Source organism: Streptomyces sp. NPDC057654 (assembly GCF_042800135.1).
Taxonomy (GTDB): Bacteria; Actinomycetota; Actinomycetes; order Streptomycetales; family Streptomycetaceae; genus Streptomyces.
Genome location: NZ_JBHVHQ010000715.1, coordinates 1 through 4,501 on the forward strand (window position 1 = coordinate 1; position 4,501 = coordinate 4,501).

Sequence of the window (4,501 nt, forward strand, 5' to 3'; positions counted from 1 at the left end):
CCGCCACCCTGTGCAACGTAGGGATCAGCGGCCGTCAGTCCTCCCGGCGGCCGTGGGGCCGCCGTCCTTCACCTTTGCTACGAACCGTGACCACGCGTCCGCCGGGAAGGTCAGGTTGGGGCCGCCGGGGTTCTTGCTGTCGCGGACCGGGACGAAGCCGTGTGGCCGCCCGGCGGCCAGGTTCGTGGCGGCCTCGATGCACTGGCCGCCGTTGTCGCTGTACGAGGACTTGAACCAGTGGGGGGATTCGGTTGTCACAGGGTGCCCTTCCGTACTTGGTCGATCACGGTCCCTGGCCCGCTGAGAGGGCGGGCCAGGGGCGTTGTCCGTACCGGGCCGCAGCCTCTAGGCAGCTGTGAAGCTGTCGTCCTTCACGCTTGCCACGAAGGTCGTCCACGCGGTGGGGGTGAACGACAGGGTGGGTCCGTCCGTGTCCTTGCTGTCGCGGACCGGGACGGTCCCGTGCGGGGCGGCCAGGTTAGCGGCGATCTCGATGCACTGGCCGCCGTTGTTGCTGTACGAGGACTTGAACCAGCGGGGGGATTCGGTCGTCACAGGGTGCCCTTTCGTACCTGGTTGATCATGGTCACAGATGCTGCCTGTGAAGGTGCCTCTGCCTGTAGCTGATGGTAGGCCGTCAACAGCGGTACTACGCAGGTACTTTCGCGTTCGAAATGGCCCTGCTGCGCAGACTCGGCGTACGACATGAGCGAGCGGTCCGCCATCGTCAGTACGGTTATGGGCAGGTCGAAGGGGCGGCGTTCTCCCATCTCGAACGGTGCGACCTGGAGCATGGTGTTCGGCAGCTCGGCAAACTCGACCAGTCGCGCCAACTGTGCGTCCATGACGTGGGGTTCGCCCATAGGACGGCGGATACAGCTTTCGTCCAGCATTACGAAGACCAGTGGCGGAGATGAGCGGACCAGTGCGGCCTGCCTCTCCGCGACCAGCGCGATTCGCTCGTCCGCCTGTTCTCTGGTGATCGCTCCCCGCTTTGCGGTGCTGCGCGCGAGCACCGTCGCGTACTCCGGCGTCTGAAGCAGGCCAGGGATCACACCCACCTCGTACAGTCTGATCTCGACCGCCCGGCCCTCGTACCCGACGAACTCCGGGAAGCCTTCCAGCAGGCTCCCGTGCTTCATCTCCCGCCACTGGTGCTCGAACGTCTCGGCGCTGTTGACGATGCCGAAAGCGATGTCAACTTGACGGGCGAAACGGAGAGTCGGCATCTTGCGGCCGGTTTCCACGGCGGAAATGTGCGTGCTGGAATACCCCGTCTGTTCGGCGAGGCCCTCCTGCTTCCATCCGCGGTCTTCGCGTTCCTTGCGTACACGCGCGCCGAACGCTGCTTGAGGGCTGCTGTCTGGGTGCAACTCTTTGATGTTCAAGGGCTCGTGAAGACCTTCCGTGCTCGACTGACACGTTGAACGGGCCTCGACTGTAGGGCAGGGTGATTCCCCTTGGTAGTGGGTTCACTACAGAGAGGAGCCGAAATGCCCTCGAACGTTTCTCCGGGTCGTCACCCTGGGCCTCGGCGGGGTCCGGGAAACCCGGACGCAAAAGGCGATTCTCTCGCGGAGTTGGAGCGCGTCGTGGCGGCCGGTGGGTTCTGGCGCTTAGCGCCGGATTGGTGGCCGCGTGAATGTGCGGAGCCGACAAGGGAGTTGACCGAGCGGGTACGGGACGGGCTGAGGCGGTTGTCGGTATGAGGAGTGCGGCGCGGGAAGCGCTTTCGGAGTTGATGGAGGAATTGGGGGCTGACGGTGTGCTCCTGGTGCTCAAATTCGATGAGCCGGCCGTCCGGCCGAACCGTCGTCCCCCGACCGGTTCCATCGCCTTTCCGCCGTGCGACTGTGCCGAACACCGCGCCGGGCGCGGAAAGCCCGACACCGCCGTTCGCCTCAGCGCCAAGGGTGACCAGAGTGGAAGCGACGGCGTAAGCGGAGGCGTAAGCGGAAGCGGGGGAGGTTCCTGACGTACGGGTTCTTCCTCGGTGTGCCGTTGGCCCATGGCGGGCTATCCGGAGTGGGTTTCGGGCGGCTGAAATGCGTTCCCGTGACCGTAGAAGCGGTGTCGGAATGTGGTGATTCGGGGGTATGGCGCAGTTCAGGGAGGAGCACCGGTTCGGCTTCCGGTCCACCTTCACCCATGTGCCGCAGGGCGCGGACGTACCGGCCTTCCTCGAAGGGGCGGCGGGTACGGCGCTGGCGCTGGACGCGTACGCGGAGGGCGGGGCCGTGGCGGGGTGGGACATGGCCTTGCTGGTGACGTGAGGCCGCCCGGTCCCTGGCCCCGCCCATCCTCTCTCCGGGCTCAGCCGTCCAGCGAGATCGCGCTCTTGGCGTGGTCGCGGGCGGCCTCCGTGGCCGGATCGATGGCGTTGCGGCCCGCCAGGGCCTGGTTGAGGCGGATGAAGGGCCGCATACGGGTCTCGGTACGGGCGTACGCGGCGCGGTGGCCCCCGTCCCCGTCCCCGTGCGCGGCGGTGGCGGCGGCTGCGGCGAGGGAGTCGGCGAGCACGTACGCGCCGACGAGCGCGAGGCTGGTGCCCTGGCCGGTGATGGGGGAGGGGCAGTAACCGGCGTCGCCCACTAAGGTCACGCGGCCCTTGGACCAGTGGTCCATGCGGACCTGCGCCATGGTGTCGAAGTAGAAGTCGTCGGCTTCGTCAAGGGACTTGAGGATTCGGCGGCTCTCCCAGCGCAGGTCCGCGATGCGCGCGGCGGTCAGCGCCCTGTGGGCCTCGGTGTCGCGGTAGTCGTAGTCGGGCAGGTCGCCCTTGAAGCCGACGGTGATGCGCAGCTCAGAGTTGTCGGGCACCGGGTAGGCGATGAGGGAGAAGGGCATGTCGCCGTCGTTGACGCAGATCTGCCAGTTGTTGAGATCGAGGTAGTTGTCCGCGCTGAAGATGGCTATCTGATAGCCGAGTTGATGGAGGAAGGGCTTTTCCGGTCCGAATGCCAGGGCTCGTACGGTGGAGTGCAGGCCGTCGGCCCCGACCACGTAATCGAAGGTGCGGGGCGCGCCGCGCTCGAAGGTGACCTGTACGCCGTATGCGTCCTCGCCTTCTTCCAGGGTGGCGATGGAGTCCCCGTATACGTACTCGACGTCGTCGCGGGTCGCGTCGACCACGATGCGCGAGAGGTCCTCGCGCATCACCTCGACGTCGGTGCTGTCGAACCGGCCGCCGGTGAACGTCCGCTCGGTGGTGCGCTCCAGCTCGTTGCCGTCGCGGTCGAAGACGGTCATGCCGTGCATACGGGTGCGGGCCGCGCGTATCTCGTCGCCGAGGCCCATGCGGTCGATGACGTCGAGGGCGGAGCCGCGGATGTCGATGGCCTGACCGCCGGGGCGCGGGGCGGGGTTGCGCTCGACGACGGTCGGGGCGAAGCCGCGGCGGCTGAGCCAGTAGGCGAGGGCGGGGCCGGCGATGCTCGCACCGGAGATGAGAACAGTCTTCATGCGATCTCCTCAGTCATTCGGTCTCCTGCGCACCGCACCGCCGCCGTGTACGGAGGGCGTACGGAGTGCGGCGTATGGCGTGCGGCGTACAGGGGACCGACCCGATCGAGAGGACACCTCGATGCAACAGCACATTACGTCCGGGCAGTTCGAGCCGACAGGGGTGCTGGAGGCGCATGGGGGCGCTCGGGGACGAGGTCGCAGGGGTGCCAAGGGCCGTAGATGCCTCGGCGTCGTATTTCTTTGCTGTTTGCTTACCGGAGCATCGGCGGCGGTGGCGTGAGTCTGCGCCGTCAGGTCGTGGCCAGCAGCAGGTCCTCTCCGCTCGACGGGCGGAGGCCGTCGGCGCGACCGGCGAAGTAGCGCTCCGCGTGCGAGGCCCCCGACACGTGCCGGGCGTCCTTGAACCCGGCCTCGCGGGCCAGTGCCAGCATCTCCTGCGGGGTGTAGAAGCTGATGAAGGGCGTTCCGGAGGTACGGGCGCCTTCCTTGCTCGCACGGAATCCCGGACGGTCGGCGGTGTCGAGGAGTTCGGTCGGCAGGAGGAACGTCATGGCGACCGTCGAGCCGGGGGCGAGCCCGGCGATCCGGCGCAGGGCGGCGACGGTGGCGTCCTTGGTGAGGTACATGGTGACGCCGGTGGAGACGACGACCGCCGGCCGGCCGGGATCGAAGCCGGCGGCGGTCAGATGCTCCCACCAGGGTTCGTCAGCTTCGAAGTCGACCGGCACCAGGTGCAGCCACTGCGGGATGCCGTAGCCGAGTTCGATCAGGCGGTGGCGTTTCCAGGACTGGGGGCCGGCCTGATCGACCTCGAAGATCTGTAGTCGAGAGGCGATCTCCGGCCTGCGCTGGGCGAAGGTGTCCAGGCCGGCTCCCAGGATCACGTACTGGGTGACGCCGCGGTCGGCCTGCTCGGTGATCAGGTCCTCGATGAAACGGGCGCGGGCCGCCATGGCGGCCCGGAACCCCCTGGTGGCGTGCGGGTCCAAGTCCGGGCGGTCGCGCCAGTCGGGGCCGGGCGCCGCCAGTTCCAGGC

6 protein-coding genes are annotated in these 4,501 nt (G+C 67.7%); 1 reads left to right on the top strand and 5 read right to left on the bottom strand.

Annotated features, from left to right (window positions below; genetic code table 11):
* Positions 1–24 precede the first annotated feature (24 nt).
* The 3 genes from ACFU99_RS34290 to ACFU99_RS34300 all read right to left on the bottom strand — a co-directional run bounded on the left by ACFU99_RS34290 (position 25) and on the right by ACFU99_RS34300 (position 1,388).
* Positions 25–258: a DUF397 domain-containing protein gene (locus ACFU99_RS34290; protein ID WP_384399683.1), complete on the bottom strand. Its 234-nt coding sequence runs from the start codon at positions 256–258 to the stop codon at positions 25–27.
* Positions 259–345: 87 nt separating this feature from the next.
* Complete coding sequence (locus ACFU99_RS34295; RefSeq protein ID WP_384399686.1) at positions 346–555, bottom strand: DUF397 domain-containing protein; 210 nt, start codon at positions 553–555, stop codon at positions 346–348.
* On the bottom strand, positions 552–1,388 hold the full coding sequence (locus ACFU99_RS34300) for a Scr1 family TA system antitoxin-like transcriptional regulator (protein ID WP_384399689.1): 837 nt from the start codon (positions 1,386–1,388) through the stop codon (positions 552–554). Before ACFU99_RS34300 ends, ACFU99_RS34295 begins: the two co-directional genes overlap by 4 nt.
* Positions 1,389–2,096: 708 nt before the next feature.
* On the opposite strand from ACFU99_RS34300, the gene ACFU99_RS34305 reads away from it, so the two are divergent.
* Entirely contained in the window at positions 2,097–2,273 is a 177-nt protein-coding gene (locus tag ACFU99_RS34305) for a hypothetical protein (protein ID WP_384399692.1), read from the top strand.
* Between the two features lie 40 nt (positions 2,274–2,313).
* Here the strand turns inward: ACFU99_RS34305 and ACFU99_RS34310 are convergent, their stop codons facing one another.
* The gene (locus ACFU99_RS34310; protein WP_384399695.1) at positions 2,314–3,462 is read right to left on the bottom strand and encodes an FAD-dependent monooxygenase; all 1,149 of its coding nucleotides are present in this window, start codon (positions 3,460–3,462) and stop codon (positions 2,314–2,316) included.
* A gap of 293 nt (positions 3,463–3,755) precedes the next feature.
* Positions 3,756–4,501, bottom strand: a 746-nt coding sequence (locus ACFU99_RS34315; RefSeq protein ID WP_384399698.1) for a class I SAM-dependent methyltransferase, incomplete at its 5' end; no start/stop codon positions are given.